Consider the following 26,020-nt stretch of genomic DNA (forward strand, 5'->3'; position numbering starts at 1 on the left):
ACCATGTCTTTTCCCATCAGCAAGACCTACTTTTTGGCAGGGTTGCACTGTCCAAAGCGTTTGTGGTTATCCATTTGTCGCCCAGAAGACGCTTCCCCTATGTCCTTGGCCGCAGAGCAAAGAATTAAACAGGGCCGGGCCATTGGGGTGGCAGCCAGGGAATCCTTCAAGAATGGCATCCTAGTGGACGGAACCCTCAAACATTGCCTGGAAAAGAGTTGGGAATTGACAATGGTGGGGGCAGGGGGAGGAGTGGAATGTTTATTTGAGCCGGCGTTTTTATATGATGATATATTAGTACGCTGTGATGTGTTGCGCCGCTTGCCTTCGGGAAATTGGGAAATTATTGAAGTAAAATCGGCCACCAAGTTGAAAGACGAACACATTGCTGATTTGACGCTACAACATTACGTACTGGAAGGTCTGGGATTAACCGTCGAAAAAACCAGCCTCATGGTGGTCAATCCCATGGCGAGAAATTGGAGTGTGGTACGGGACCGATTTTGTTACCAGGATGTAACTGCGGCGGTGGTGCGCTGGCGCCAACAATTGCCCCAAAAACTAGACGAGTTTCGCAATTTATTAACAGAATCCACTGCCCCCCAGGTGCCCATTGGCAGCCATTGCGACCGCCCCTACCGTTGTCCCTTTAAAGATACTTGCTGGCGGAATGTGCCACCGATTTCGATTTTAGATATTCCCCTGCTGAAGCAGGATAAATTGCAACAACTCATGGAGTCGAATATCTGGAATTTGGAGGATATTCCGGCGGACTTTTCTCTCACCCAAAAGCAGAGGGCTTTTATTGACAGGATGATTGAGGGAAAACCCCGGGTAGACCATGATCTACTCCAACGATTGTTGGCCCAGATCCAACCCCATCAACCGCTGTACTTTTTTGACGTGGAAACCCACAGCGGTGCCATTCCCCGTTTCGCCGGTCTTCATCCCTACGAACGTTGTACTTTTCAGTACAGTTGTCATCGCCTTAATCCCGATGGTTCCCTGGAGCATTTTGAGTATTTACACATGGAGGATTCCGATCCCCGGCTGCCCCTACTTATTTCCCTGCTTCATCACATTGGCGATCGGGGGTCAGTGGTGGTTTATAGTCAGTCCTTTGAAAAGGGAGTATTGCAACAGTTGGCGGCGGCCTATCCCAGCTATGGAAACAAGATTAATCAGATTATCGATCGCCTGTGGGACTTACAGGTGGTGTTTAAAAAAGCATATTTCCATCCTGGCTTTCAGGGTTCCTATTCCCTCAAAAAAGTTTTGCCGGTGATGGTGCCCCACCTCTCGTACAGCAATCTTACCATCAAGTCCGGTGACGAAGCGCCCCTGGTGTGGGAAGCACTGTTGGAGTGTACCGTCCCGGATGAGCAAAAACAGATGGCCCAACAACTGCGGGAGTACTGTTGTCTGGATACCCTGGGCATGGTCGAAATTTATCGGGTTTTAGAACGGGAGTTAAGGGGGGACTAGGACATTTTGTCCAAGGACTAAATTGCCATTGCTTATTACGATTTGACTCCAGTCAGGGGAGCCATGGCCCGCATCAAACTAGCCATCTCCAATGCATTCATGGCATAGCCCCAACCGTGGTTACTCTTAATGCCCGCCCGTTCCAGGGCTTGTTGCATGGTATCGGTGGTTAAAATGCCAAAAATTACCGGCACCCCCGTCTGGCTGGCGATCGCCGCAATGCCCTTGGCCGCTTCTCCGGCCACAAAATCAAAATGGGGAGTCTGCCCCCGAATCACTGCCCCTAGACAAATAATCGCATCGTACTGCCCCGACACTGCTAACTTACGGGTCACCAAAGGTATTTCAAAACTACCCGGTACCCAAATATAATCCACCTGGGTTCCAGTGGGGTCCACATCAATGCCGTGACGTTTGAGGCAGTCCTGGCAACCGGAAAGTAATTTTTCCGTTACCAAATCATTAAAACGGGCAATTACAAGGGCAAAACGAAAGGGCCGGGCCGGAGGAGTAAACGACCCTTCATAAACTGTCATGGTGTAATTCCCTAGATCGGGTTAGCAATAAATCGAAGCTTGAACGAGTCGTCCTCCACAGCATGGGTCCGTTAAAAGCCAGGCCATGGAGGAAAATTACCGGGGTGATGGCGATTGCCTCCCCTAGACGACGAGGAAGTTCAACAGGGCCACTACGATGACCAAAATGGCCCAAATGCCAGAACCTAGATATAACAAAGGCTTAGAACGATCCCAGTTTTGGGGAGAAGCATAGGCCACCGGCACCCCCACTACCATCACGAAGGAAAAAAGCACCAGGGCCGCCAACGCAATCTGAAAAACAATGGACATTTTAGAGTTTCTCCTTATAAATTGAGCAAGACTGTCCCCGGCTGAAATCCTCGACAGTCGCTGATATGGGCAAATATTATCGTTGAATCTTTCCCTAAGTAAGCTACCAAAATATGTGCCCTGAGGGAAGCACATTGCTAGATTGCCCAAGGGCGATTGCCTCCCCTGTTCGCCCATTGTCAACAACCTAGGATCAGGGGAAAATCGAACCCAAGGCACTCCTAGGAATGGGGAAAAAATTTAATCGTGTCTTAGCTCTGAGATGGGCAGCGAGAGACTCGAACTCTCACGACCGAAGTCGCCACATTTTGAGTGTGGTGCGTCTACCAATTCCGCCAGCCGCCCTTGTTTTCTTCGGTCCTCAAATTATACGCATTTGTGCGGCCTTTAAGCAAGTTTTGATAGGCGGGGGAACTGCTCCAACGATCAATTTCCCTGGCCCGCAGTACTGGCACCGGATGGGTCAGGTTTTGGGTCTGCATATTCCTCAGCATTGCCCCCATTTCGTCTTCCCCCAGGCGATCGTATTCCCGGGCTTGGTCGATGAAAGCATCCAGGTTTAACAGAGGGGCCAATGTGGGAGAACCGCCGGCCAACTTCATCAACACCGACATCACGACTTTCGGATCTTGCACTGCCAACAGAGCCGCCCGGTCACAGCTAAATTCAGCACAACGCACCCACTCCAACATTTGGGACTGGAGGGATTGGGTTAATACAGCTCCCCAGTTAGGGATTAGGCCCGCTGCCAAGACCATAATGTTAGCTAGGGTAAGATAAACCCCATGCTCGCATTTGAGATGTCCTAACTCATGGGCCATCACTGCTTGAATTTCCTCTGGGGTCAACATATCCACCAGGGAAGTGTGCATTACCATAAAGGGCTTTTTGCCTCGCATCGCAAACGTGTAAGCATTGGGTTGGGGATGTTGTTGGATATACAGTTCCGGTGCTTCCAGGTCGAGAATTTTACAGGCATCCAAAAGCAGTTGGTGCAAATGGGGCAATTGCTTTTCCCCCACCCGGACGCTGGCGGCTAAATTATTGAGGGCAAAAAATTGCTCCGCCACAGATCCCAACAGCCCCCGCACCATCAGGTCTAGACCCGGAATCTGCTTCAGGTTAGTGGTAGCCACTTGGTCCAGAGGGTGACGAAAATGGTCCGCCTTTAGCCCCACCAGGGGAATGGAGTTGGTCATGAATTCTGGCATTTTTGCAACGTCGTCAAAACTTCGTATTAACTAAATTGTATTGGTTTCTGAGGGGGAGGGGGTTAGTCGGGCAACTTTTGCCCTAGTAGCCGTGGCTTGGGGAAAACTTAAGGTAGTTTCGGATTCGAAAAACTGAGGCTCGTTAGATGTAAAGCCTCACTGCATTAACAAATTTGGGGGACAAACTAAAGTCTTGCCAACAAGCTCTGGGCATCTGATTTTCGCCTAATCTCCGGCCACCAAAACCTATAGGCAGGGAGCCATCAAAATTGCCTGCCCCGACAATGGTTTTCCTCCCTTTGTCCAACTCGTACTGTATAATTGAGAGTCTGTATCCTGGCTTGTACGGTAAGTAACAGGAGGCACGCATATTCACTAAACGGAGACTAAGGGATTAGGACTTAAAACTTACATGGTCAGTCAAACTTCTACAGCAACTATTGGATTCACTCTCGAGGACTTTGCCGCCCTTCTTGACAAGTACGATTATCATTTCAGTCCTGGGGACATTGTTGCCGGGACCGTGTTTAGCATGGAGTCCCGGGGGGCTCTGATTGACATTGGAGCGAAAACCGCCGCCTATATTCCCATCCAGGAAATGTCGATCAACCGTGTGGACGACCCTGAAGAGGTACTCCAGCCCAACGAAACCCGGGAATTTTTTATCCTGACCGACGAAAACGAAGACGGTCAGCTCACCCTCTCCATCCGCCGGATTGAGTATATGCGGGCTTGGGAAAGGGTTAGACAACTCCAAGCAGAAGACGCCACGGTGCGCTCCAATGTTTTTGCCACGAATCGTGGTGGTGCTTTAGTCAGAATTGAAGGACTGCGGGGCTTTATTCCCGGCTCCCACATCAGCGCCCGGGAAGCGAAAGAGGATCTAGTAGGGGAAGACCTACCCCTGAAGTTTTTAGAAGTGGACGAAGAGCGTAATCGTCTGGTACTCAGCCATCGTCGGGCCCTAGTAGAGCGGAAGATGAACGGTTTGGAAGTGGCCCAGGTAGTGGTGGGTTCCGTCCGGGGCATCAAACCCTACGGTGCTTTCATTGATATCGGTGGTGTCAGCGGTTTGTTGCACATTTCTGAGATTTCCCACGACCACATTGACACTCCCCACAGTGTCTTTAATGTCAATGACGAGATCAAGGTGATGATCATTGACCTTGATGCAGAGCGGGGTCGGATTTCCCTGTCTACCAAACAATTGGAGCCGGAACCCGGTGCGATGCTCAAAGATCGTGATTTGGTCAATGAGAAAGCTGAGGAAATGGCTGAAATCTTCCGGCAAAAACGTTTGGCGGAAGCCCAGGGCATTCCCTACGAGCCGCCCACTTCCATGGAAGATGCTGATGAAGAAGATGAGTCCTTGGCTGTTAGCGCTGTGGATGAATAATCAGAAATCTGCCGCTTCAGGAGTCAAATTCTTAAATTAAATAGATTGACCCCAATGGCGATCGCCAAACCGCCCTGAGCAATTTAACGCCCAGGGTTTTTTCTTGCCATTTTGAATACTATCGGCAATTGCCGCCGAGGAATCTGCATAGGTTAAGGCTTTATTTCAGCCCTTGCAACAACATCAGTCAATTTCCGAAGGCCACTTTTCCTCCAGTTGACCTCCATTAACCTTAATTATCTGGGCCGATCGCCGCCAGCGGTCATCAAAACGATTTAGATGGGTGGTGGTGATCAGGGTTTGAAAGCGGTCTTCAATGGCCATCAATAATTGCCCCTGGCGATCGAGGTCTAACTCCGCTAACACATCATCCAATAACAATAGGGGCGGTTCGCCGATTACCGTTTCGATTAAACTTAATTCGGCCAACTTCAATGCCAGTACTAGAGTACGATGCTGTCCCTGGGAGCCATAGGTTCTGGCGGGGGTAGCATCAATGGTGAACTCAACCTCATCCCGATGGGGGCCCACCACCGTTGTCCCTAAATGCAATTCTGCCGATCGCCGTTGTTCCAATCTGGTCAAAAAAGCCTGTTGGAGCACCTCTGGATCATCCCCCTCCCAGGCCACACTGGGTTGATAGGTGACGGTCAGGGTTTCATTGCCGCCACTGATGCGCCCATGCCATTCCTGGGCCAAAGGGGCAAGGCGGGCCAAACCCCTAGCTCGACGGCGGGCCACCCTAGTGCCCATTTCCACCAACTGTTGATTCCACAGGCCTAGGGAAGCGGCTAATTCTTCCCCCAAAGTTAAATCCGTTTCCCACTGTTGACGCAGGCTTTTTAACAAAGCATTTCTTTGCTTAACAATGTGTTGGTACTGTCCCAAGAGATGGGCATAGAGGGGTTCTAGCTGAGTTAATAGCGTATCTAACCATTGGCGGCGACAATCCGGTGCTCCCCGGACTAAATCTAAGTCTAAACAAGAAAATTCCACCGCATTTAAACACCCCAGAAAATCCAGCTGACGGCGACATTGGTTTTGGTTAATGCGTAAATTGCGCCGACCCGATCGCCGTAGGCCGATTTCCAACTCTGCCACGCTGTATTGTCTTTCCAATAGAGCTTTAATTTGGCCACTGGCGGCCCCATCTAAAACTAATTCTTGGTCCCGGCTGGTGCGATGGCTCCTTAATGTTGCTAACAGTTCCACCGCTTCCAATAAGTTAGATTTACCCTGGGCATTATTGCCCACCAAAATGGTTTTTTGGGCAGAAAATTCCACTTCTTCTTCAAGGTAATTACGGAAGGCCCGTAAATAGAGTTTTTTTAAGTACATTTTCTAATTAAACAGGGCAGAAATTGGCAATATTTTCCAACCTAGGAAGCAAACTGTTGGGCGTGGAAACGGGCATAGCGACCCTGGTGGGCCATCAACTCCTGATGACTACCCATTTCGACAATTTCCCCCCGCTCCAACACCACAATGCGGGTGGCCTTACGCACCGTAGCTAAGCGATGGGCAATGACAAATACTGTTCTTTTTTGAACAATGCGTTCCAAAGCTTCCTGCACCAAAGCTTCCGATTCCGAATCAAGGGCAGAAGTGGCCTCATCTAAAATTAAAATGCTGGGATTGCGTAAAATTGCCCGGGCAATGGCAATGCGCTGACGCTGACCACCCGAAAGGGTGACCCCCCGCTCCCCCACATAGGTGTAATATCCCTGGCTCAGTTCGGTAATAAATTGGTGGGCATTGGCAATGCGGGCCGCTTCCTCGATGGCAGTTAAATCTAAATCCGTTTTACCAAAGGCAATATTTTGGGCGATGGTACCGGAAAAAAGAATATTTTCTTGGGGCACAATGGCAATTTGTTCCCGTAAACTTTTCAGAGTGATGCTATCAATGGCATGGCCGTCAATGCGGAGACAACCGCCGGTAACATCATGGAGTCGCATTAATAAATTGACCAAGGTACTTTTACCTGCCCCAGAAGCCCCCACCAAAGCAATCATTTCCCCCGGTTGCGCTTGTAGGTTAATCCCTTGCAAGACCGGTTTATCTTTTATGTAAGCGAAGTCCACATTGTCATAATTTACGGCTCCCTGAAGATGGTCAATGGCCACTGCTGTAGGACTATCCTCCACCGCCGGTTGCAGGGCGAAAATTTCAAAAATGCGGTCAACGGAGGCCTCCCCCTGTTTAAACAAATTGTAATTGCTGGTGATGTGGCTAATGGGGTCAATGAGCATAGCCACCCCAGTGACGTAGCTAATAAATTCAATGCCTGTCAGGTTACCCAGGGAAATTTGCCAAGCCGCCAAACAAAATAGAATCACTACCCCCATGGCTTCCAAAAAACCCACCACCACAAATTGCAACGCTTTCATGCGTTCCGCCAAAAACTGCGATCGCCGGTGTTGCTGAGCCTCTTCCCGGAATAAATCTAGCTGGTAATCTTCAGCGGCAAAGGCTTTGACTAAACGGATCGCCCCCAACGTTTCCGTCAACAGAGAAGACAAATTGGAAATGCGGGTTTGACTACGGCGGCTAAACTTCAACAACTGTTCGCCAAAAAAGCCAATTAGCACCGCCATCAACGGAGCAATGACCAGCACCGCACAGGTGAGGGCCCAGTTGAGGTAAAACATGTAGCCGAACACCACTACCAATTGCAATGCCGAAGGAACAAAATCGTGAAATAACTTGTTTACCACTTCGCCAATGCGGTCGATGTCCTCCGTCAGCCGATAGGATAAATCACCAGTTTTTGCTTCCTCAAAATAGCTCAGGCTCAACCGTTGCAGATGGGCGTAGGCCTGTTCCCGCAGGGTCAATGCCATATTCAGGGCCGCCTTGGCCATGAGGGTGTCCTGGCCGTACTGAGCCATGCCCCGCACCAGAAAAATAACCGCCGCCACCCCTGCCATAATTAGAATGGAGCGCACATCCCCCTCGCCGATATATTTGGCCATGCGTCCCACTAACCAGGCTAGGATGGGCCAAAAAACAGTGAATAGCAAAGTACAGAGGAAAGCAAGCCCAATGGTGCGTCTATGGGGGCGGATATAGGGTATTAAAAGCCAATAGCGAGATTTAAGAGAAGATTTTTTCTGCAAAGGATTAAATTACGTCGGGGAAAGAACCCCGTCGATTCTACCAAAATGTTACTGAAGCGGGGACGGTGCCCAGGCTTTTTTGCCCGCTAATTACGCCGGTCAGAATGTGAATTGTCAAAGTTGAAATCTGGACGATTTTATCAGACTCTCCACCATAAAGCTGGCCTATGTGTTTGGCATAGCTTTTAATTTACGTTGTAATAACTTTGCCTTTCCTACCTGTTCCCCAACTGGATATCCAGAGGAAAAATTTCAAACCCTAGGTCGACCATGGTATAGTGGAAGACTGTGTTCGATTACCAGCCACACTATGCCCAAACTTAAAACTCGTAAAGCCGCCGCCAAACGATTTCGTCCAACTGGCAGTGGCAAGAAAATTATCCGTCGCAAAGCGTTCAAAAATCACCTATTGGAACATAAGAGTTCCGAGCAGACCCGTCGTCGTCTTTCCAACCTTGCTTTGGTGCATGAAGCCGATGAGAAAAATGTCCGGCTCATGCTTCCCTATATGTAATTACCGCTAAATTTTTGCTTAATTTTCAGCTAGTCGTCGTTGGGTTTCGGGACGGAAGAGTGTTCGACTCTGTTCCAAACTGATGGCGGTTTCCCAGCTAAAGCTCGAATTATCTTCAGTTTTTTAGAGTTACTATGACCAGAGTTAAACGGGGCAATGTTGCCCGCAAACGCCGTAAGAAAATTCTTAAGTTAGCCAAAGGTTTCCGGGGCTCCCACTCCAAACTTTTCCGCACCGCTAACCAACAGGTGATGAAAGCTCTCCGTAACGCCTACCGCGATCGCCGGAAGCGCAAACGGGATTTCCGCCGCCTGTGGATTACCCGCATCAACGCCGCCGCCCGCCAAGAGGGCATGAGCTATAGCAAACTAACCGGACAATTGAAAAAAGCTAACATTGAAATTAACCGTAAAATGTTAGCCCAATTGGCGGTTTTGGATCCCGCTGCCTTTAGTGAAGTAGTGAAAGTAGCCGCCGCCGCGAAGTAGAGAGTTAAACTTTTGCTTTGGGCTAGGCTGGCTCGGTTTAAACCATTGAACCAACAGAAAGAAACTCCCCATCCAAGTTAACTAGGGCGGGGTTTTTCGTTGCAGGTATTAAATTTTTTTCAGTTTTTTCAGGACATCGTACATTTCTGGCAAACGTTTGTAAATGGCAGATGCTTTGAGGTAAAGCCTATGGGGCATATGGGGACTACCACACACCACTTCCCTGGCTCCCACCTTGCCGTGGATTCCTGTTTGGGCTGAGGCGATCGCCCCGTCACCGATATCGGATTTATCCGCCACTCCCACTTGACCAGCAAGGATCACCCGATTGCCGATGGTAACTCCCCCGGCTAAACCCACCTGGCCGGCCAGGGCACAGGCCTCACCAATGCGACAACCATGGGCCACGTGGACCATATTGTCTAGTTTGGTATTTTTGCCGATGCGGGTTTCCCCCACCGCAGGACGATCCACTGCACTGTTGCAACCAATTTCTACTCCATCCTCTAACACCACCTGGCCCGATTGTTCCATTTTGAACCAACCTTCGGGAGTGGGCACAAAGCCAAAACCTTCGGCCCCGATCGCCGCACCACTGTGGATCACACAACCCTGGCCAATCTGAGTCCGTTCGTGGATGGTGCAGTTACCGTGGAGTATGGTGTCATTGCCAATGGTAACACCGGGGTAGATAACCACATTGCCATGGACACACACCCGATCGCCAATGGTCACGTCGGGATAAATCACCACATGGGGACCAATGCTCACATCCTGACCACAACGTACTGAGGAATCAATAACAGCAGTGGGATGGATACCGATGGGGGGACGATAGGGCTGATAAAAAACGGCGATCGCCGCCGCAAACAATAAACGAGGCTGGGCGGTGGCGCACCAGGCTATTCCCTGGTCATCAGCTTGGGCCTGCAATTTGGCATCCAGGGGCAAAATTAGCGCACTGGCCCGGGTCATCTCCATTTGGGGGGCATACTTGGCACCATCTACGTAACTGATTTGCCCCGGCAACGCTTCCATTAAACTAGCAACGCCCCCAATGGTGGGATTGCGATCGCCGAATTTTTCTAAACTATGGGTTTGGAGCTGAGGCTGTAGACGCTCTACGAGTTGGCTGAATTCCATGGGAGATTGACAGGATTAAACTGTGACCATTTTCCCATAAGCGTTTGGTATTTCTCTTCCTTTTGCATGTAGTGCAACTACTGAAGAAAGTTTCACCCTCAAAGCCATCAATTTTTCAAGGTTCACAACTTGGCATAAGTTCTCGGAGCTCTTTGGCCCCCACCACCTGACTGATATGGGAAAAACCTCCTGCCGTAAGTTTTTTGCCCAAGCCCTGCAGAATGTCTGCCACAACCCAAGGACCACCGTAGATCCAGCCAGTGTAAAGTTGGAGTAGACTTGCCCCTGCCTGGATTTTTTCCCAGGCATCCTCAGCATTAAAAATTCCTCCCACACCAATGATTGGAACCTCGCCTCCAGTTTGCTGGTAAATGTAGCGAATTATCTCGGTGGATCGGGCCCGAATTGGTTCGCCGCTCAGCCCTCCAGCTTCTTTTTCTAAGGTTTGGCCCGTTTGGGGCAGAATTTTTGTCTTCAGCCCCGATCGCCCGGTGCTAGTGTTGGTAGCGACAATACCCCCTAGGTTATACTCCTTGACCAAATCAATAATGACGGCGATTGCCCCCCAGGATAAATCCGGGGAAATTTTCACCAGAATGGGTTTCTCCCAGTGATTGGCTGACTGTAGACCTTCAAAAATGCGAGGCAATTGGTCAGATTCCTGCAAACTACGTAACCCAGGAGTATTAGGAGAACTGACATTAACAACAAAATAGTCTGCCACTGGAGCCAAAGTCCGGAAACTAAAAACATAATCCTCCACCGCATGGTCGAGGGGCGTAATCTTTGATTTACAAAGGTTAATGCCGATGGGAATGGTGCGGGGATAGTAACCCCAAGTCCGCTTTAACTTAGCTGCCATGGCAACGGCCCCCTCATTATTGGCTCCCAAACGATTGAGCACCGCTCGGTCTTGGGGTAAACGAAATAGGCGGGGGCGATCATTTCCTGGTTGGGGATGCCTAGTAACTGCCCCCAATTCCGCAAAACCAAAACCTAAAGCAGGCCAAACAGCGGCGACTTCCCCCTCCTTATCGCAACCGGCAGATAGACCAAGCACATTGGGAAAACTTAGACCCCAACAGGTTTGTTGTAGACGGGGATCTGAATAGGTGAAAGTCCGCTCCAGTTCCTCCATGGCCACAGCAAAACCATTGCGATGCATAGCATCCACTTTTTTTAAAGCCCGGATGAGTAATTGATGCCCCCTTTCCGGATCATTTTTGGTGATGGATAAAACTAGGGGGTAAAGAAAACGGGCGGAACGTAACATAGGGCTGCAGGGGCTATCAGTCTATCCCCCACTATACATAAGCCTTGCTAGGATTCGACCAACCTTGTCTTCAACGATGCTCGGACGATCGCCGCTAATTGTTCTGCACTATCAATGGTAGCTAATTCAGATGCGGCACTGGCCATGGCAGCCAATTTTTCCGGGCACTGGAGTAATTCTAGTCCCGCTTGCTCCAGCTGTTCAGTGGTAAGGGATTTTTGGGTAAAAACCAAAGCTGCCCCTGCATCGGCAAATACCTGGGCATTGTACATTTGGTGATTTTCCGCCGCAAAGGGATAGGGAATCAAAATTGATGGGGTCCGGGTGACGGCTAATTCTGTCAAAGTTCCCGCACCGGCCCGACTGATGGCAAGGTCTGTCCTTTGCAATAACCCAGCCATGTTGTCGAAAAATTCCAGAGCGAGATAGTTATCGTGGCTAAAGTTGGCCGCTTCTGGATCATTTTTACCTGTCAAATGGACAATAAAGGCTCCCGCATTCACCCAGGCGCTTACACAACTGCGGACTTGTCGATTCAGCGTCACTGCGCCCTGGGAACCACCCGCAACAACAATTAAGAGTCTATCGGTGGGAATATGCAAATCCAATGGCTGGGGCTGACGAAACTGTTGCCGTACCGGGGTGCTGATCCACGTTGTTCGACAGCTCGGTAAATATGTCGCTGTGCCCTGGAAGCCGATCGCCACCCTATCGCACCAACGGCCCAACCAGGTGGTTACTTTACCGGGGATGAAATTGGATTCGTGAAAAACTATTGGGATGCCACATAGTTTAGCTGCCACAATGGCTGGAGCCGCAATGTAGCCCCCCGTGGTCGCCACTGCGTCAATTTGCTTGCTCTTAATTAATTTCCTGACCGTAAATATCGACCGCAGAAGATTCCAGCCGATTTTAATGGTCTTTAAGTTGGGTCGCCCCTGAAAGCCTTCCACCGGGATTGTCTGCAGGGGATACTGCCGGGGCACCAACGTGGTTTCGAGGCGATCGGGCACCCCCAACCAAGTGATATCGTAATCTGGCAATTGTTGAGCCAAAGCCAGCGCCGGGAAAAGATGCCCCCCAGTACCACTAGCGGCAATTAGCAAACGAATCGGTGCAGTCATCAAAGAAAAACTGGGTCTGAAACCTCCCCTTCAGGGCGGCTTTGCATTTACACTTTACCAGCAAAAATTTCAGTTACCAGGTGCCGCCTCGATAAAATTGAAAGCGGGCTACCCCTAAATCCATGGCTTGGGAATTTGTCCCTGGTGGTAAGGCAAAAACTCGAAATTGATAGACCCCCGGCACATCAGGGTTCTTCCAGGGTTTGAGGCCGATGGTGATAATTGTCCCCGGCGCAATGGCCTGGGCAAAGGTCACCGTAATTTTTCCGGCAGTTTTATCCCAATTCACCGACTCTAGCGCAATTTCTTGCCCTCGATTATGACGATCGCCGAAGAAAGCAAAAGTTTGCTCCGGGTAAAAATTAATCGGATCTGGGTTAGGTTGCTGTTGAAATACCACTCTGTCCAATGGCTCACCGGCCTGTTCCGGCAAGGCAATGGTGAAATAATACTTAGCCGCCGGAATTGATACCGCATTGAAGGTGGTAATACTATCCACCAACTGGGGAGGACGACTAAAAAAACGCACTCCCCCCCGCAATTCCCCCGCCTCAACAACAACGGTCTCCATGGCAAAGTCCCCAGAGAAAGCCATCAAAGCAACCCCAGAGGCGATCGCCAGTCCTGCTATTTTTCCCAAGTCTGGGGGAATTGGTCTAGTCATAGGTGGTTTACCTAAACTAATTGAACGACGTTGATAGATTAACGCACAAATTTAGGCATTACTTCCGCCGCAGTGAATAAACCAGTTAATCCCCGACGGTGTAACTCATAACCTGCCTTCAAATAGCCAAAGGCCGGGCCACAAACATTGGCCGCCATACTGGTTTCATCCCCCAAAGTGAAAGTATGGCTGGACAGTTTTCCTTCAAAAGTGCGACCCGTAATTTTCACATTGGTGCTCAATGGCTTCTTCGGATTACGGGTATCCACTACCCCCCCCACCTCTACCTGATCGCGGTGGCAAATGCCGGCCAGTTCTAGCATGATGTCATCGGCGTGTTCCATATTTTCCAACGCCAAAATGCCATTGGTTTTGTCCAAAAGGGCTGCCACTTCCCCATCGGTCATCCCTTGGGCTTTATCCACACTGTAGCCAGGCATATGGGCAATATCCTCCCGAATGGTTGCCCGGTAAGCTTCCCAATTAGCAATGCCCACTCCAAAAGTAATTTTTACTTGATGAATTTCCTGAAAACTCTGGGAGGCGATCGCCGCCGCCGCCGTTAACAGACCAGGGGTTGCCCCACAGCCCGTCATATAGGTAATACCTGCTTGCGCCAGCTTATCCTGTAACTCCAGCAATTGCTCCACTGCACTGGTGCGCTTCAACGCATCTACCAACACCCCCTGCCAGCCGCAAGCAATAAACTGTCTGGTTACATCCGCCATAAAAGTGTTGGGTAAATTGGGTAATGCCAGAAAGTAGCCATCCACCTCTGCCTGGGGAATTAAATCAGCAATGCTCTGCTCACTCATCACACCCTTATTAGCCCTGCCTATCGAACCATACTGGCCATAACTAACCACCGCATCGTCCACATTAATGCCGTCCGCATCGTACAGATAGCCATGGCGATCGGCCACCGCCACCAGCTTCATCTCCTGCTTGGGAGCCAACAACCTAGCTGCCGCTTGCCCCAAACCACCAAAACCGAGAATGCCAACCCGCAAAGGCACCGAAGAGTTGCTCTCCATTAATCTAAACCCACAAAAACAACTCCCCTATTATCGGATGGAGGAGGTGAACAAGGGGGAGGGGATTGTTCCAAAAGGTGAAAAAGGAATGTCGGTCAGATGTGGTCGAAAATGAGTTTGTTGAGGGAAAGGTGTGTGTGGTATGGGTTTGAGTGGACTGTGAGAATTTTTTTCGAGAAAGGTGTTGACTTTTCTTGTGGAGGTGAGTATATTGATAAATGCGCGGTTGAGAGCGAAAGCGACTCGAAGCGCTCCGAACCTAGACAAAGAAATAGTTTGAGAGACAGAAACCAGACCCTTGTTAATTCAATTAACAAACTAAAGTCTGTTTCTACTTGACAAAGAGTGTAACTCAAGTCGGAAGAAATAGCAATAGAAAAGAGCCGAAACTTATAAATTGGTTATTTTTAACACAATGGAGAGTTTGATCCTGGCTCAGGATGAACGCTGGCGGTATGCCTAACACATGCAAGTCGAACGGAGTTCCTTCGGGGACTTAGTGGCGGACGGGTGAGTAACACGTGAGAACCTACCTTCAGAATGGGGACAACAGTTGGAAACGACTGCTAATACCCAATGTGCCGAGAGGTGAAAGATTTATCGTCTGAAGATGGGCTCGCGTCTGATTAGCTAGATGGTGGGGTAAGAGCCTACCATGGCAACGATCAGTAGCTGGTCTGAGAGGATGAGCAGCCACACTGGGACTGAGACACGGCCCAGACTCCTACGGGAGGCAGCAGTGGGGAATTTTCCGCAATGGGCGAAAGCCTGACGGAGCAATACCGCGTGAGGGAGGAAGGTCCTTGGATTGTAAACCTCTTTTATCAGGGAAGAAGTTCTGACGGTACCTGATGAATAAGCATCGGCTAACTCCGTGCCAGCAGCCGCGGTAATACGGAGGATGCAAGCGTTATCCGGAATTATTGGGCGTAAAGCGTCCGTAGGTGGTTATGCAAGTCTGCCGTTAAAGAATGGAGCTTAACTCCATAGGAGCGGTGGAAACTGCAAGACTAGAGTACAGTAGGGGTAGCAGGAATTCCCAGTGTAGCGGTGAAATGCGTAGATATTGGGAAGAACATCGGTGGCGAAAGCGTGCTACTGGGCTGAAACTGACACTGAGGGACGAAAGCTAGGGTAGCGAAAGGGATTAGATACCCCTGTAGTCCTAGCCGTAAACGATGGATACTAGGCGTGGCTTGTATCGACCCGAGCCGTGCCGAAGCTAACGCGTTAAGTATCCCGCCTGGGGAGTACGCACGCAAGTGTGAAACTCAAAGGAATTGACGGGGGCCCGCACAAGCGGTGGAGTATGTGGTTTAATTCGATGCAACGCGAAGAACCTTACCAAGGCTTGACATCCCTGGAATCCTGCGGAAACGTGGGAGTGCCTTAGGGAGCCAGGAGACAGGTGGTGCATGGCTGTCGTCAGCTCGTGTCGTGAGATGTTGGGTTAAGTCCCGCAACGAGCGCAACCCTCGTTTTTAGTTGCCATCATTAAGTTGGGCACTCTAGAGAGACTGCCGGTGACAAACCGGAGGAAGGTGGGGATGACGTCAAGTCATCATGCCCCTTACGCCTTGGGCTACACACGTACTACAATGGTCGGGACAACGGGCAGCGAGCTCGCGAGAGTAAGCGAATCCCATCAAACCCGGCCTCAGTTCAGATTGCAGGCTGCAACTCGCCTGCATGAAGGAGGAATCGCTAGTAATCGCAGGTCAGAATACTGCGGTGAATTCGTTCCCGGGCCTTGTACACACCGCCCGTCACACCATGGGAGCTGGTCACGCCCGAAGTCGTTACTCTAACCGCAAGGGGGAGGGCGCCGAAGGCAGGGCTAGTGACTGGGGTGAAGTCGTAACAAGGTAGCCGTACCGGAAGGTGTGGCTGGATCACCTCCTTTAAGGGAGACCTTTACCCCTTCATCTTGAAAGCAAAGTGCAAATAGAGAGAAGTTGGTCAACCAAAAGGTCGAGCAAGGGATTAGCCGAGAGGTTAAAGAGTGGAAGTCTTTCAAACTATTGCCTAGGCGAGGTAAAAGGCAAGGGCTATTAGCTCAGCTGGTTAGAGCGCACCCCTGATAAGGGTGAGGTCTCTGGTTCAAGTCCAGAATGGCCCACCTAACCAAAAAAAGCCGAAAAGAAGGATAAACCCTTCAGCATCCTGTCTGATGAGAGTCAGAGGGAATGCTGGATGTAAGTCCAGTAAGAACCTTGAAAACTGCATAAAGAAAAGAGAAAGCAGGGAAAATCTTAATCCCCCTAGCCGTTTTCAGATTAACCGTAAGGCGTTTAGCTGAGTGGATAGCCGAGAAATGGTAAAGGGAAGATGAAAGATAATCCTAGTTAGCAAAAAGAAGATCTTAAAAGGTCAAGCTACAAAGGGCTAACGGTGGATACCTTGGCACACAGAGGCGAAGAAGGACGTGGTTACCGACGAAACGCTTCGGGGAGCTGGAAACAAGCATTGATCCGGAGGTGTCCGAATGGGGCAACCCAAGTGAACTACCCGCTGAATAAAATAGGCGGGAGAGAGCAAACCTAGTGAACTGAAACATCTTAGTAGCTAGAGGAAAAGAAAACAAAAGTGATTCTCCAAGTAGCGGCGAGCGAACGGGGAACAGCCTAAACCAATCTTTTCGGAGATTGGGGTCGTGGGACAGCAACGTGGACTGAGTAAATTAGACGAAGCAGCTGAAAACTGCACCAGAGGAGGTGAAAGTCCTGTAGTCGAAAATTGAATCAGCCTAGCTGTATCCCGAGTAGGTCGGAGCTCGTGGAATTCCGATTGAATCCGCCAGGACCACCTGGTAAGGCTAAATACTACTGTGTGACCGATAGCGTAAAGTACCGCGAGGGAAAGGTGAAAAGAACCCCGTTGAGGGGAGTGAAATAGAACATGAAACCGTTAGCCTACAAGCAATGGGAGCTCGATTAAACGAGTGACCGTGTGCCTGTTGAAGAATGAGCCGGCGACTTACAGGTTGTGGCAGGTTAAGGTGTGTTGCACCGAAGCCAAAGTGAAAGCGAGCCTGAATAGGGCGTTAGTCACAATTTGTAGACCCGAACCCGGGTGATCTAACCATGGCCAGGATGAAGCTTAGGTAACACTAAGTGGAGGTCCGAACCGACTAATGTTGAAAAATTAGCGGATGAGCTGTGGTTAGGGGTGAAATGCCAATCGAACCCGGAGCTAGCTGGTTCTCCCCGAAATGTGTTTAGGCGCAGCGGTTGTAAAGTCAACTTGGGGGGTAAAGCACTGTTTCGCTGCGGGCGGCGAGAGCTGTACCAAAGTGAGGCAAACTCAGAATACCCAAGAAGAAACGACCAGTAAGACGGTGGGGGATAAGCTTCATCGTCGAAAGGGAAACAGCCCAGACCACCAGCTAAGGTCCCCAAATCATCACTAAGTGATAAAGGAGGTGGGAGTGCATTGACAACCAGGAGGTTTGCCTAGAAGCAGCAATCCTTAAAAGAGTGCGTAATAGCTCACTGGTCAAGCGCTCCTGCGCCGAAAATGAACGGGGCTAAGTGATGTACCGAAGCTGTGGACTCAGATATGAGTGGTAGGGGAGCGTTCTGTATAGGGTGAAGCACTAGCGGCAAGCAGGTGTGGACAGTACAGAAGTGAGAATGTCGGCTTGAGTAGCGAAAATATGGGTGAGAATCCCATACCCCGAAATCCTAAGGGTTCCTCCGGAAGGCTCGTCCGCGGAGGGTTAGTCAGGACCTAAGGCGAGGCTGAGAAGCGTAGTCGATGGACAACCGGTCAATATTCCGGTACTGATTATAAATTGTGGCGGGGGACGGAGAAGGCTAGTGCAGCTGGAAGTTGGTTACCAGTCCAAGCATTCGAGGCAATGAGAGACGGCGAAAACGTCTTGAGCGGAGGTGTGATGGGGAGTCTCTACGGAGACGAAGTGTATGATGTCAAGCTTCCAAGAAAAGCCCGAACCACGTTAATTTGTAATCACCTGTACCCGAAACCGACACAGGTAGGAAGGTAGAGAATACTAAGGGGCGCGAGGTAACTCTCTCTAAGGAACTCGGCAAAATTACCCCGTAACTTCGGGAGAAGGGGTGCCTCCAGCAATGGAGGTCGCAGTGAATAGGCCCAGGCGACTGTTTACCAAAAACACAGGTCTCCGCAAAGTCGTAAGACGCAGTATGGGGGCTGACGCCTGCCCAGTGCCGGAAGGTTAAGGAAGTTGGTTAGGAGTAATCCGAAGCTAGCGACTGAAGCCCCGGTGAACGGCGGCCGTAACTATAACGGTCCTAAGGTAGCGAAATTCCTTGTCGGGTAAGTTCCGACCCGCACGAAAGGCGTAACGATCTGGGCACTGTCTCGGAGAGAGGCTCGGCGAAATAGGATTGTCTGTGAAGATACGGACTCCCTGCACCTGGACAGAAAGACCCTATGAAGCTTTACTGTAGCTTGGAATTGGGTTCGGGCTTTGCTTGCGCAGGATAGGTGGGAGACTATGAAGTTGCTCTTGTGGGAGTAATGGAGTCAACGGTGAGATACCACTCTGGTGAGGCTAGAATTCTAACTTGTTCCCGTTATCCGGGAGAAGGACAATTTCAGGTGGGCAGTTTGACTGGGGCGGTCGCCTCCTAAAAGGTAACGGAGGCGCGCAAAGGTTTCCTCAGGCTGGTTGGAAATCAGCCGAAGAGTGTAAAAGCAGAAGGAAGCTTGACTGTGAGACTGACAAGTCAAACAGGGACGAAAGTCGGCTTTAGTGATCCGACGGCACTGAGTGGAAGGGCCGTCGCTCAACGGATAAAAGTTACTCTAGGGATAACAGGCTGATCTCCGCCAAGAGTTCACATCGACGCGGAGGTTTGGCACCTCGATGTCGGCTCATCGCAACCTGGGGCGGTAGTACGTCCCAAGGGTTGGGCTGTTCGCCCATTAAAGCGGTACGTGAGCTGGGTTCAGAACGTCGTGAGACAGTTCGGTCCATATCCGGTGTAGGCGTAAGAGTATTGAGAGGAGACTTCCTTAGTACGAGAGGACCGGGAAGTACGCACCTCTGGTGTACCTGTTATCGTGCCAACGGTAAACGCAGGGTAGCCAAGTGCGGAGTGGATAACCGCTGAAAGCATCTAAGTGGGAAGCCCACCTCAAGATGAGTACTCTCATGGTGTTAAGCCAGTAAGGTCACGGGAAGACTACCCGTTGATAGGCTCTAGATGGAAGTTCAGTAATGGATGAAGTCGAGGAGTACTAATAGACCGAGGGCTTGACCTTTATTCTTCTTTTTCTTTCTCTTTTCCTGTGCAGTCTTCTGGGTCTCTTCTCATATCAGACCCGACAGTTTTTCTTGGTGTCTTTAGCGTCATGGAACCACTCCGATCCCATCCCGCACTCGGTTGTGAAATGTGACAGCGGCGACGATACTTTGGGGGTTGCCCCTCGGCACAATAGTCCGATGCCAAGTTCCTCTTTCTTTGAACCCTCCACCCTCTGGTTGGAGGGTTTCTTCGTTGTTAGCTGTGAAGATTGGGGCCAGAATAGGGTTTTCTTTCCTGTGCCATTGTTTGATAATGGTGTTATGAGATGGCTATGTGGCTGACTTAGCGATTTTCGTTGATTTATTCCTAGATAGGTATAAAGGCTGTGGTAATCCCAACCCTTAAGGCACCCAATCGTAGTGGACGGGCAAGTGTTATTGTGAATGCCAAGGTGAAGCAGGAGGGCCGATTGATTGCGGCTTCCCCTGTGACGGAAAGGATGGTCAATGGTCTCAAGGAGGCAATCGCCAGTTGTTCCCCGGAAACCATTATCGAGACGGTGGCGGTGGCAAGTCTGTGGTCGGATCAGGCCCAGCAACAAATTCAAATGGGGGGACGAATTTATTGCCCTTTGACAATTCAGTTGCCCCGTTGGTTGGATTTTCCGGGACAGATTATGTACCAGGCCTGTCAAGATATTAATACCCGTCGTCAGTGGGTGAGTGAAAAATTAAATTTACCCCTATGCAACGATGCCAATTGGTTGGGAGATCATTGGCTACCGATTATTGTCTCCACTGATGAAATAGGCTTTTCACCCCTGATTTATGAGGGAATGATGCCCAATGCTTATGAAATGGTGTCTTGGGATTTGCCCCCTTACCAACGTTATCGGGATGTTTTGGAAAACTTAGCCTGGGCTCTGGTTAAAGAGTTGAAAGCTCCGCCAGCAGTTTATTTGTTGCAATTTAGTGTTGCCCAGGGGTTAGTGTTTGATCGACTGTGGCCCTTTCCCGCCGCTCCGGCTATTGTTACCATCAACCAGGGCCAAGGCAATTTGTACACGTACCATTGGTGTTGCTTGAATAATTTGCCCCTTCCAACCGGCGGCGATCGCCAACCCCAACAATTATTAAGTTTGTGAGCATGTCCCAACCCGCTGCGCCCCAACCAGAGCAGGAATCGGTCTGGGATTACCCTCGTCCCCCCAGCATTGAATCTTCCAGCCAAAGGGTTTTGGTACTGTGTGATGGCATTGTCATTGCGGAAAGTTGTTCCAGCCAAAGAGTCTTGGAAACTAGCCATCCACCGGTTTACTATTTTCCCCCCCAGGATATTCGCACCGACTATCTAGAGCTTTCTACTAGACATTCCTACTGCGAATGGAAAGGAGAAGCTAGCTATTATCACCTCGATATGGGCGATCGCCGACGGGATAATGTGGCTTGGTTTTATCCCACCCCCAGTGCCAGCTTTAGTTCCATCAAAGATTACATCGCCTTTTATCCCAGCAAAATGGATGCTTGCTATGTGGATGGCGAATTGGTCACTGCCCAACCGGGGGACTTCTATGGCGGCTGGATCACGTCTAAAATTGTTGGCCCGTTTAAGGGGGGCGTTGGCACTTGGGGTTGGTAATTTTGCCAATGGATTGGTTGCGACGGGGAATAATATTCGTTAGATTACCGAACAATGCCTGATTCCCGTTCTAACTGACCATGGTCAAGTCCCATCTTTCTGGTTTAACAGTGCGTTGGCACCATGCCTTGGCGGAAATTCCTCAGCCCCAGTGGGACCAGTTGGCATTGCCCCTACAAACCCCTTTTCTGGAATGGCATTGGCTTAATAATCTCGAAACTTCCGGTAGTGCAGTTCGGAATGCTGGTTGGCAACCCTGTCATTTGACGTTGTGGCAAGGGGAAATGCTGATGGGGGCTGCGGCCTTATATCTCAAAGGCCATAGCTACGGCGAATTTGTCTTCGACCACCAATGGGCTGATCTAGCTCAACGGTTAGGCATTGACTATTACCCAAAATTATTGGGCATGGCACCTTTTACCCCTGCTGAGGGCTATCGTTTTTTAATCGCTCCCGGAGTTGATCAGTACTCTATTACCCAAGTCATGGTGGAAGCCATTGACTATTTTTGTCGAACTAATCAAATTTCCGGTTGTAATTTTTTATTTGTTGATCGCCAATGGCAACGGCAAATGGAAGATTTTGGTTTTACTGGTTGGTTACACCATAGCTATATTTGGCAAAATCAAGGCTTTCGAAGTTTTGATGATTATCTGCAAATTTTTAATGCCAATCAACGGCGCAATATTAAACGGGAACGGAAGGCGGTGGAAAAAGCCGGCTTGCGAATTCAAGTCCTAGAAGGAGAGCAAATTCCCCACCATTTTTTTCCGGCCATTTACCGTTTTTATAGCAATACCTGCGACAAATTCTATTGGGGCAGTAAATACCTAACTAAAAAATTTTTCCAATCTTTGTACGATAATTATCGCTCTAGGGTGGTTTTGGCGCTAGCTTTCACGGAGCAGAATGATCAACATCCCGTTGGCCTATCTTTTTGTTTACGCAAAGACGATCGCCTCTATGGCCGCTACTGGGGTAGTTTGGCAGACTATGATTGTCTCCACTTTGAAGCATGCTACTATCAACCGATTGAATGGGCCATAGGGGAAGGTATTCAATTATTTGATCCGGGGGCGGGGGGTCGTCATAAACGTCGTCGAGGTTTTCCCGCCACAGCTAACTATAGCCTGCACCGATTTTATCATCCTAAAATGCAGCAGATTTTGCAGATCTACATTGATGAGATCAATGCCATGGAACAAGCAGAAATTGATGCTATTAATCAGGATTTACCATTTAGTAGAAAGGAGATTAATCTGACTTTAGAAAGCTAAAGAATGGACGAATGGTCTTCATTTGTAGACAAATAAAATATTGATGAGCAAACAGATGAGTAATCAACTATTGCCGGCCCAAGTCAAATTAACCCTCGGTTAGTAAAATTCATGGCAATGGTTTTACAAATAAGACAAACTATCCGGTGATGGGTCGCGTCAGCCATGGCAGCATCGCCAGTCGCTTGGGCGCGCACAAATATGGGGTAAACTTTAGCGAGAATCTTTCCCAATCTATCTTTGCCCATGCTCGGCGGTCAGTATTATCTCATTGCATTTATTTTGGCGGTGATTGTGGTTTGGTTTACTACACCGTTGATCAATCATTGGGGACGACGGGCCGGCTATGTAGATCAGCCCAGTGCCCGAAAAATGCATCATCGCCCTATGGTACGCCTAGGGGGGGTTTCTATTTTCCTTGGTAGTTTAGTAGCCCTGTTGGCGGTCTGGAACCTAGGAGCTTTCGGTGCCATGAGCACTAAAGGGGAATGGGAAATTTGGGGAGTGGTGCTGGGGGGATTAGCATTTTTCGGCATTGGTTTATTTGATGACCTGTTCGATTTGAGTCCCTTTTCCCGTTTATTAGCCCAGGTGGCGATCGCCTCGGTGGTGTGGAATATGGGGGTAAAAATTGAGTTTTTTACCCTGCCATTTTTAGGTAATTTGGTCTATCTGGACATGCTAAGCCTACCGATCACAGTGATTTGGCTAGTGGGATTAGCCAATGCGATCAATTGGATTGATGGACTGGATGGGTTGGCTGCCGGGGTATGCGGTATTGCGGCGGTAGTCCTTTTTGTCCTCTGTCTCTTCATGGAACAGTCGGAGGCGGCCCTAATTGCGGTGGCCCTGGCAGGGGGAGCGTTGGGATTTTTGCGTTACAACTTCAACCCAGCGCAAATTTTTATGGGGGATGGAGGAGCCTACTTCATGGGCTTTACCCTTGGGGCTGTGGCAGTCATTGGGCTGGTCAAAGTAGCCGCTATGGCAACGGTGGCAGTCACAGCAGTTCTATTGCCCTATCTTGTGCTGGCGGTGCCTATTTTGGATATGTCGGTGGTTATTCTCTCCCGGGTAATTAAGGGCAAATCCCCCTTTAAAGCAGATAAGGGACATCTCCATCACCGCTTGATCAATGCCGGTATTTCCCACCGTTTAACCGTGTTATTCATCTATGCCCTCACCCTTTGGGCTGGCAGCTTAGCGTTGGGATTTTCCAATATTCCCAGCGGTTGGGGCTTCGCCATTGGTGCTACCCTGCTGTTGATTTATTTAGGCTGGCAAGTGTGGCGTAACAGTCGCAATGTGGAGGAACAGGAGTGATTCATTGCCATGCCCAACATCTTAATTGTGGAAGATGACCAGGAAATAGCTCAATTAATTCGAGAAACATTGGAAAGGGAACAGTTTTCCTGCACCGTAGCCCACGACGGGCAAATGGGGCTAGAAATTTTTCAGGTCCAGGCTCCGGACTTAATCGTGTTGGATCTAATGTTGCCCAAGTTGGACGGATTGGAACTTTGCATCCGCATTCGCCAACAACCGGGAAACAAAGACCCCTATATTCTTATGTTGACAGCTAAGGGAGAGGAGATAGACCGCATTATTGGCCTCTCCACTGGGGCTGATGATTACTTGGTTAAACCCTTTAGCCCGAGGGAATTGGTTGCCAGGGTGCGGGCCCTATTGCGGCGACAATTACGCCAGGGACAAACCGTTGGGCAAATTTACCGCACCCCCCATTTTCAAGTAGATTTAAACCAACACCAAGCCAGTTTTTACCATGGTGATTCCCAGGAGGAACTGGAACTAACAGGACTGGAATTTAATTTGTTAGCCACATTTATGAGCTATCCGGGGCGAGTGTGGAATCGGGCGCAATTAATTGAGAAATTGTGGGGTAATGACTTTTTTGGCGATGAACGGGTGGTAGATACCCATATACGCAGATTACGCAAGAAAATCGAGCCAGACCCAGCTAATCCCAGTTTTATTAAAACGGTGATCGGTTTGGGCTACAAGTTTGAAGATCCCGGTTGATGGATAATTTTTCGCCCCATGGTTATTCTAGATCTCAGATTTAATAAGCCCCTTTACGAAATAACAATATCCTTACAGTTTCCACCAAAATGTCCCAATCTAGGTTTAAAGACCAATTGTCAATATAGTACAAATCCAAGCGGGCCACATCATCAAAGCTGCCTATGTCCGATCGCCCGGAAATTTGCCAAAGCCCCGTTACCCCCGGCATGACTTGATGGCGGATATGGTGCCAAGCATCAAACCTTTCCACATCCCTGAGAGGCAGGGGTCTGGGGCCCACCAGGCTCATTTGCCCCAGTAAGACGTTAAAAAGTTGGGGAATTTCGTCCAAGCTAGTGCGTCGCAGAAAATGCCCTAGGGGAATGATTCGAGGGTCCCGCTTGAGCTTGAACATAATGCCGTCATCGTTTTCGTTGGCGGCTTCTAGCTGTTGTTGCAAAAGGGGAGCATTGACCACCATGGTGCGAAACTTCCACATTTGAAAGGTTTTGCCCTGGAGTCCTACCCGTTCCTGGCGGAAAAAGGCAGGGCCGGGGGAAGATAGTTTGATGCCAATGGCGATCGCCAGAAATAGTGGGGAAAGTATAGTTAGACCAAATAAAGCGCCACCGTAGTCCAGGGCCCTTTTGAGACGATAATCAAGCCCCGCCAGCAAAGGAATTTCCACCCGCACCGTTGGTAAGCCGGCAAAAATTTCTGGCAGACCGCGACGATAAAGCATATCCCGGCTGGAGGGCAGTAACCTAAGGGCAATGTTTTCCCCCCGCAAATACCAATACAAACTAGAGGACAAATCCGCTTCCGGTAATGCTTCCGCTAGAACTTCCTGGGCTCCCGATACCATAATTTGTTCTAAGGTGTGGTGGCTGTGGGCTGTGCTAGCTAGGGCGGCCCCCACTACTCGATATTGGGAGCGTCGTTCCAGAGTCGCAGTGAGATGTTGAATACGGCAGGAGTTGGCAATTAAAAAAATGGGAATGGCTTGACGACTTTCTAGGGGACTGAGGAGCAAACTAATGATAAAGCGGGCTAGGGTAACGAAAATAATGCTGGCCCCCCAGGCAGAAAAAAACAGGGAACGGGGTAGATCGATCGCCGGGTCGTAGAAATATTTGGCCACCAGGGTAAGGAGAAAAACGTAGCTGATGAGTTTAATTACCCCAAGGAAGTTTTGGGTGCGGGTTTGGGGACGGTATAAACCGGCGTAGGTGAAAACAGTTAGAACAATGGCGACGTAACACCAAAATAAACTGGGCAGACCCCACCAGGTCCACCAAACAAATTGGGGTGGGGGTGGGGAGTAAAAATTATTGAGGCGATGGGCCGCAATCCAAGCGAGCAGTAGGGCAATAAAGTCCGCCGCTAGTAAAAAGATCAACTTGAGCCATTGAGGAGAAGCTAAACGCACCCCGGAAAAGTTATGGGGAGCCCGAATGTCCGTTGCCAGAAAGTTTTTACTGAACCATTTATTCATCCGCTGTCCCTGGGGGGCTGAATGGACGATCGCCGTTGATCTAAGCCTACCCTTT

At 49.7% G+C, this 26,020-nt stretch carries 20 protein-coding genes, 2 tRNA genes and 3 rRNA genes; 13 read left to right on the forward strand and 12 right to left on the reverse strand.

The genetic code is table 11. From position 1 onward, the window contains the following. Window positions 1–3: 3 nt before the first annotated feature. Window positions 4–1,485: a DUF2779 domain-containing protein gene (locus tag D082_RS08935; RefSeq protein WP_238546668.1), complete on the forward strand. Its 1,482-nt coding sequence runs from the start codon at window positions 4–6 to the stop codon at window positions 1,483–1,485. A 35-nt stretch (window positions 1,486–1,520) separates the two neighbouring features. Here D082_RS08935 and ribH read toward each other — a convergent pair whose 3' ends face one another. The 4 genes from ribH to D082_RS17730 form a co-directional block, all read right to left on the reverse strand. Next, window positions 1,521–2,021, reverse strand: coding sequence for a 6,7-dimethyl-8-ribityllumazine synthase (gene ribH / locus D082_RS08940; protein WP_028947996.1), 501 nt, complete (start codon window positions 2,019–2,021; stop codon window positions 1,521–1,523). A gap of 123 nt (window positions 2,022–2,144) precedes the next feature. Next, a complete protein-coding gene (gene psbZ, locus D082_RS08945) occupies window positions 2,145–2,333 on the reverse strand; it encodes a photosystem II reaction center protein PsbZ (RefSeq protein ID WP_014407093.1) in 189 nt (62 codons plus the stop codon). A gap of 263 nt (window positions 2,334–2,596) precedes the next feature. Further along, a tRNA-Leu gene (locus D082_RS08950) sits at window positions 2,597–2,678 on the reverse strand. Continuing rightward, a complete protein-coding gene (locus tag D082_RS17730; protein WP_369796106.1) occupies window positions 2,657–3,532 on the reverse strand; it encodes a M48 family metallopeptidase in 876 nt (291 codons plus the stop codon). The genes D082_RS08950 and D082_RS17730 overlap by 22 nt, the downstream gene beginning before the upstream one ends. Before the next feature lie 424 nt (window positions 3,533–3,956). Between D082_RS17730 and D082_RS08960 the strand changes: the two genes are divergently transcribed. Beyond that, window positions 3,957–4,940: a 30S ribosomal protein S1 gene (locus tag D082_RS08960; protein WP_028947994.1), complete on the forward strand. Its 984-nt coding sequence runs from the start codon at window positions 3,957–3,959 to the stop codon at window positions 4,938–4,940. Between the two features lie 183 nt (window positions 4,941–5,123). On the opposite strand, the gene recF is transcribed toward D082_RS08960, so the two are convergent. Together recF and D082_RS08970 are read right to left on the reverse strand one after the other, a co-directional pair. Further along, window positions 5,124–6,278 carry a DNA replication/repair protein RecF gene (gene recF, locus D082_RS08965; RefSeq protein ID WP_028947993.1) on the reverse strand — a complete coding sequence of 385 codons (1,155 nt, stop codon included), beginning with the start codon at window positions 6,276–6,278 and terminating at the stop codon, window positions 5,124–5,126. Between the two features lie 41 nt (window positions 6,279–6,319). Next, the gene (locus D082_RS08970; protein WP_028947992.1) at window positions 6,320–8,059 is read right to left on the reverse strand and encodes an ABC transporter ATP-binding protein; all 1,740 of its coding nucleotides are present in this window, start codon (window positions 8,057–8,059) and stop codon (window positions 6,320–6,322) included. Window positions 8,060–8,369: 310 nt separating this feature from the next. On the opposite strand from D082_RS08970, the gene rpmI reads away from it, so the two are divergent. Together rpmI and rplT are read left to right on the forward strand one after the other, a co-directional pair. Next, the gene (gene rpmI / locus D082_RS08975) at window positions 8,370–8,573 is read left to right on the forward strand and encodes a 50S ribosomal protein L35 (RefSeq protein ID WP_028947991.1); all 204 of its coding nucleotides are present in this window, start codon (window positions 8,370–8,372) and stop codon (window positions 8,571–8,573) included. 134 nt (window positions 8,574–8,707) lie between these two features. Further along, window positions 8,708–9,061 carry a 50S ribosomal protein L20 gene (gene rplT / locus D082_RS08980; protein ID WP_028947990.1) on the forward strand — a complete coding sequence of 118 codons (354 nt, stop codon included), beginning with the start codon at window positions 8,708–8,710 and terminating at the stop codon, window positions 9,059–9,061. A gap of 108 nt (window positions 9,062–9,169) precedes the next feature. On the opposite strand, the gene lpxD is transcribed toward rplT, so the two are convergent. The 5 genes from lpxD to D082_RS09005 form a co-directional block, all read right to left on the reverse strand. After that, window positions 9,170–10,204: a UDP-3-O-(3-hydroxymyristoyl)glucosamine N-acyltransferase gene (gene lpxD / locus D082_RS08985; protein WP_028947989.1), complete on the reverse strand. Its 1,035-nt coding sequence runs from the start codon at window positions 10,202–10,204 to the stop codon at window positions 9,170–9,172. 115 nt (window positions 10,205–10,319) lie between these two features. Next, complete coding sequence (locus D082_RS08990; protein WP_028947988.1) at window positions 10,320–11,477, reverse strand: quinone-dependent dihydroorotate dehydrogenase; 1,158 nt, start codon at window positions 11,475–11,477, stop codon at window positions 10,320–10,322. 47 nt (window positions 11,478–11,524) lie between these two features. Then, window positions 11,525–12,601 carry an undecaprenyldiphospho-muramoylpentapeptide beta-N-acetylglucosaminyltransferase gene (gene murG, locus D082_RS08995; RefSeq protein ID WP_028947987.1) on the reverse strand — a complete coding sequence of 359 codons (1,077 nt, stop codon included), beginning with the start codon at window positions 12,599–12,601 and terminating at the stop codon, window positions 11,525–11,527. A gap of 73 nt (window positions 12,602–12,674) precedes the next feature. Next, window positions 12,675–13,265, reverse strand: a complete 591-nt coding sequence (locus D082_RS09000; protein WP_028947986.1) for a DUF2808 domain-containing protein — start codon at window positions 13,263–13,265, stop codon at window positions 12,675–12,677. A 38-nt stretch (window positions 13,266–13,303) separates the two neighbouring features. Continuing rightward, window positions 13,304–14,299, reverse strand: a complete 996-nt coding sequence (locus tag D082_RS09005) for a hypothetical protein (protein ID WP_028947985.1) — start codon at window positions 14,297–14,299, stop codon at window positions 13,304–13,306. A 412-nt stretch (window positions 14,300–14,711) separates the two neighbouring features. On the opposite strand from D082_RS09005, the gene D082_RS09010 reads away from it, so the two are divergent. The 9 genes from D082_RS09010 (at window position 14,712) to D082_RS09050 (ending at window position 24,488) form a co-directional block, all read left to right on the forward strand. After that, a 16S ribosomal RNA gene (locus D082_RS09010) occupies window positions 14,712–16,202 on the forward strand. A 142-nt stretch (window positions 16,203–16,344) separates the two neighbouring features. Then, a tRNA-Ile gene (locus D082_RS09015) sits at window positions 16,345–16,418 on the forward strand. A 249-nt stretch (window positions 16,419–16,667) separates the two neighbouring features. Further along, window positions 16,668–19,549: ribosomal RNA gene (locus D082_RS09020) — 23S ribosomal RNA — on the forward strand. A 72-nt stretch (window positions 19,550–19,621) separates the two neighbouring features. Next, window positions 19,622–19,739, forward strand: a 5S ribosomal RNA gene (gene rrf / locus D082_RS09025). Together the 16S, 23S and 5S rRNA genes with 1 tRNA gene alongside form the textbook arrangement of a ribosomal RNA operon. Before the next feature lie 233 nt (window positions 19,740–19,972). Then, a complete protein-coding gene (locus tag D082_RS09030) occupies window positions 19,973–20,677 on the forward strand; it encodes a hypothetical protein (RefSeq protein WP_238546669.1) in 705 nt (234 codons plus the stop codon). A gap of 2 nt (window positions 20,678–20,679) precedes the next feature. Continuing rightward, the gene (locus D082_RS09035; protein WP_028947982.1) at window positions 20,680–21,171 is read left to right on the forward strand and encodes a DUF427 domain-containing protein; all 492 of its coding nucleotides are present in this window, start codon (window positions 20,680–20,682) and stop codon (window positions 21,169–21,171) included. A gap of 80 nt (window positions 21,172–21,251) precedes the next feature. Continuing rightward, entirely contained in the window at window positions 21,252–22,448 is a 1,197-nt protein-coding gene (locus tag D082_RS09040; protein ID WP_028947981.1) for a GNAT family N-acetyltransferase, read from the forward strand. A gap of 246 nt (window positions 22,449–22,694) precedes the next feature. Continuing rightward, window positions 22,695–23,771: a glycosyltransferase family 4 protein gene (locus D082_RS09045; RefSeq protein ID WP_028947980.1), complete on the forward strand. Its 1,077-nt coding sequence runs from the start codon at window positions 22,695–22,697 to the stop codon at window positions 23,769–23,771. Between the two features lie 9 nt (window positions 23,772–23,780). Beyond that, complete coding sequence (locus D082_RS09050; RefSeq protein ID WP_038530613.1) at window positions 23,781–24,488, forward strand: response regulator transcription factor; 708 nt, start codon at window positions 23,781–23,783, stop codon at window positions 24,486–24,488. Window positions 24,489–24,528: 40 nt separating this feature from the next. On the opposite strand, the gene D082_RS09055 is transcribed toward D082_RS09050, so the two are convergent. Beyond that, on the reverse strand, window positions 24,529–25,965 hold the full coding sequence (locus D082_RS09055) for a sugar transferase (RefSeq protein ID WP_028947978.1): 1,437 nt from the start codon (window positions 25,963–25,965) through the stop codon (window positions 24,529–24,531). Window positions 25,966–26,020: the final 55 nt, after the last annotated feature.

The organism is Synechocystis sp. PCC 6714 (genome assembly GCF_000478825.2).
Taxonomy (GTDB): Bacteria; Cyanobacteriota; Cyanobacteriia; order Cyanobacteriales; family Microcystaceae; genus Synechocystis.

Bases quoted from the DNA above. Each gene is read 5' to 3' on its own strand.
- rplT (WP_028947990.1), top strand. From the start codon at position 8,708: ATGACCAGAGTTAAACGGGGCAATGTTGCCCGCAAACGCCGTAAGAAA.
- recF (WP_028947993.1), bottom strand. From the start codon at position 6,278: ATGTACTTAAAAAAACTCTATTTACGGGCCTTCCGTAATTACCTTGAA.
- ribH (WP_028947996.1), bottom strand. From the start codon at position 2,021: ATGACAGTTTATGAAGGGTCGTTTACTCCTCCGGCCCGGCCCTTTCGT.
- rpmI (WP_028947991.1), top strand. From the start codon at position 8,370: ATGCCCAAACTTAAAACTCGTAAAGCCGCCGCCAAACGATTTCGTCCA.
- D082_RS09050 (WP_038530613.1), top strand. From the start codon at position 23,781: ATGCCCAACATCTTAATTGTGGAAGATGACCAGGAAATAGCTCAATTA.
- D082_RS08935 (WP_238546668.1), top strand. From the start codon at position 4: ATGTCTTTTCCCATCAGCAAGACCTACTTTTTGGCAGGGTTGCACTGT.
- D082_RS09045 (WP_028947980.1), top strand. From the start codon at position 22,695: ATGCTCGGCGGTCAGTATTATCTCATTGCATTTATTTTGGCGGTGATT.
- D082_RS09035 (WP_028947982.1), top strand. From the start codon at position 20,680: ATGTCCCAACCCGCTGCGCCCCAACCAGAGCAGGAATCGGTCTGGGAT.
- D082_RS08990 (WP_028947988.1), bottom strand. From the start codon at position 11,477: ATGTTACGTTCCGCCCGTTTTCTTTACCCCCTAGTTTTATCCATCACC.
- psbZ (WP_014407093.1), bottom strand. From the start codon at position 2,333: ATGTCCATTGTTTTTCAGATTGCGTTGGCGGCCCTGGTGCTTTTTTCC.
- D082_RS08960 (WP_028947994.1), top strand. From the start codon at position 3,957: ATGGTCAGTCAAACTTCTACAGCAACTATTGGATTCACTCTCGAGGAC.
- D082_RS09000 (WP_028947986.1), bottom strand. From the start codon at position 13,265: ATGACTAGACCAATTCCCCCAGACTTGGGAAAAATAGCAGGACTGGCG.
- D082_RS09005 (WP_028947985.1), bottom strand. From the start codon at position 14,299: ATGGAGAGCAACTCTTCGGTGCCTTTGCGGGTTGGCATTCTCGGTTTT.
- D082_RS17730 (WP_369796106.1), bottom strand. From the start codon at position 3,532: ATGACCAACTCCATTCCCCTGGTGGGGCTAAAGGCGGACCATTTTCGT.
- D082_RS09055 (WP_028947978.1), bottom strand. From the start codon at position 25,965: ATGAATAAATGGTTCAGTAAAAACTTTCTGGCAACGGACATTCGGGCT.
- lpxD (WP_028947989.1), bottom strand. From the start codon at position 10,204: ATGGAATTCAGCCAACTCGTAGAGCGTCTACAGCCTCAGCTCCAAACC.
- D082_RS09040 (WP_028947981.1), top strand. From the start codon at position 21,252: ATGGTCAAGTCCCATCTTTCTGGTTTAACAGTGCGTTGGCACCATGCC.
- murG (WP_028947987.1), bottom strand. From the start codon at position 12,601: ATGACTGCACCGATTCGTTTGCTAATTGCCGCTAGTGGTACTGGGGGG.